Raw genomic sequence first — 2,024 nt, 5'->3', positions numbered from 1 at the left:
GGGCGTTGTCGTAGCTCGAGCCGATACGTCCCATGCTGCGGCGGATGCCGTGCCGTCGGCAGACCTCGGCGAAGGCCCGGCTGACGTACTGGGCGGATTCAATCGGTCGTCGCAACACCTTCGTGAGCTGGGGGCTTGTGATGGGTGTGGGAAATCGGCAGCGGGCGGTGCGGGAGTATCGCGGGCAGATGCCCTCGCCAGGGCGGCCGAGCGTTGCCTGGCGTGAGGACCGGGTCAGCTTCTGGAAGGCGATCGCGCGGGGGCTGAGTTCGGTGGACGCCGCAGCCGTCATCGAGGTCTCGCCTGCGGTGGGGTCGCGGTGGTTTCGTCATGCTGGCGGGGTGAATCCGTGCCTCGCTCCGACTGTCTCCGGCCGTTACCTCTCGTTCGCCGAGCGGGAGGAGATCGCTCTGCTGCGTGCGCGGGACTTCGGGGTCCGTGCGATCGCGCGGTGTCTGGGGCGTTCGCCGTCCACGATCTCGCGGGAGCTGCGGCGCAACGCCTCCACGCGGAGTTACCACCTGGATTACCGGGCCTCGCTGGCGCAATGGCATGCCGAGCGGCGGGCTCAGCGGCCGAAGCCGGCGAAGCTGGTGGCCGATGAGCGACTGCGCGAGTATGTGCAGGACCGGCTGGCCGGGAGCGTCGTCCACGCCCTGGACGGCCGGGTCATCTCGGGTCCCCAGGTGCCGCCCTGGCAGGGAAGGAACAAGCCCCGCCGTCAGGACCGCCGCTGGGCGACGTCCTGGAGCCCGGAACAGATCTCACAGCGGCTCACGGTGGACTTCCCCGAAGATGAGTCCATGCGCATCTCCCCGGAAGCGATCTACCAGGCCCTTTACGTCCAGGGACGCGGAGCCCTCAAGCGTGAGCTCGTCGCCTGCCTGCGCACCGGACGGTCTTTGCGTGTCCCGCGGGAGCGCACCAAGCAGAGCGTCCGCGGCCACGTGACCGCTGACGTGCTGATCAGCGAGCGGCCGGCCGAGGCCGAGGACCGTGCCGTTCCAGGCCACTGGGAAGGTGACCTCATCATCGGCACCGGCCGGTCCGCGATCGGCACGCTGGTCGAGCGCAGTACGCGGTTCACCATGCTGCTGCACCTGCCCCGGATGGACGGCTTCGGCACCGAACCACGCACCAAGAACGGGCCCGCGCTGGCCGGCCGCGGCGCCGAGGCCGTGAAAGACGCGATCACCGCCACCATCACGACCTTGCCCGACCAACTACGCAGGTCACTGACGTGGGACCGGGGCACGGAACTGGCCCAGCACGCCCAGCTCCGCGTCGATGCCGGACTCCAGGTCTACTTCGCCGACCCCCACAGTCCCTGGCAGCGCGGCACCAACGAAAACACGAACGGTCTGCTGCGGCAGTACTTTCCGAAGGGGACGGACCTGTCGCGCTGGGGCATCGACGAGCTCCACGCCGTCGCCTTCACCCTCAACAACCGCCCCCGCAAGACCCTCGCCTGGAAGACCCCCGCCGAAGCCCTCAACGAGCACCTACTATCCCTGCAGGAAGCTGGTGTTGCGACGACCGGTTGAGTCCAAGCTGGGCGCCCCTGTCCGTGTGAAAGACGACGCCGTCGACCCGGCCGCCGCGGGCGGCGACCGCCATCTCGAGGGCGTCCGTGACGAGCTGGGTGCGCATGTGGTCGGCGATGGACCAGCCGATCACGCGGCGCGAGCAGATGTCGATGACCGTCGCCAGGAAGATCCACGAAGAGCCGACAGGGACATAGGTGATGTCGCCGCACCACCTGCTGTTCAGCGCCGTGGCCGTGAAGTCACGCATCACCAGGTCCGGTGCGGGCGGAGCCGTCTTGTCCGCGATCGTGGTCCGCTTCTTCCGGCGCAGATGACGACCGACGACATGGTTCACCCGCATCAGCCGGGTGACGCGCTTGCGGTTCACCTCCCATCCACGGGCCCGGAGTTCGGCATGGATGCGCGGGGCGCCGTAGGCGCCGTGGTGCTCGGCGTGGATCTGCCGGATCTCAGCGACCGCGGCGGCCTGCTCGGCCT

Annotated in this window: 1 protein-coding gene and 1 pseudogene; one reads left to right on the top strand and one right to left on the bottom strand. The window is 69.1% G+C overall.

Annotated features, from left to right (window positions below):
* Positions 1-140: 140 nt before the first annotated feature.
* A complete protein-coding gene (locus ACZ45E_RS39850) occupies positions 141-1,544 on the top strand; it encodes an IS30 family transposase (protein ID WP_468231445.1) in 1,404 nt (467 codons plus the stop codon).
* Between the two features lie 7 nt (positions 1,545-1,551).
* Here ACZ45E_RS39850 and ACZ45E_RS39845 read toward each other — a convergent pair.
* A pseudogene (locus tag ACZ45E_RS39845) lies at positions 1,552-2,024 on the bottom strand (IS3 family transposase); the annotation flags it as partial.

The organism is Streptomyces sp. NPDC030991 (genome assembly GCF_055571235.1).
This window is presented reverse-complemented; position numbering and strand designations above follow the sequence as displayed.

Excerpts from the sequence above, each read along its gene's own strand:
- ACZ45E_RS39850 (WP_468231445.1), top strand. The coding sequence starts at position 141 with ATGGGTGTGGGAAATCGGCAGCGGGCGGTGCGGGAGTATCGCGGGCAG.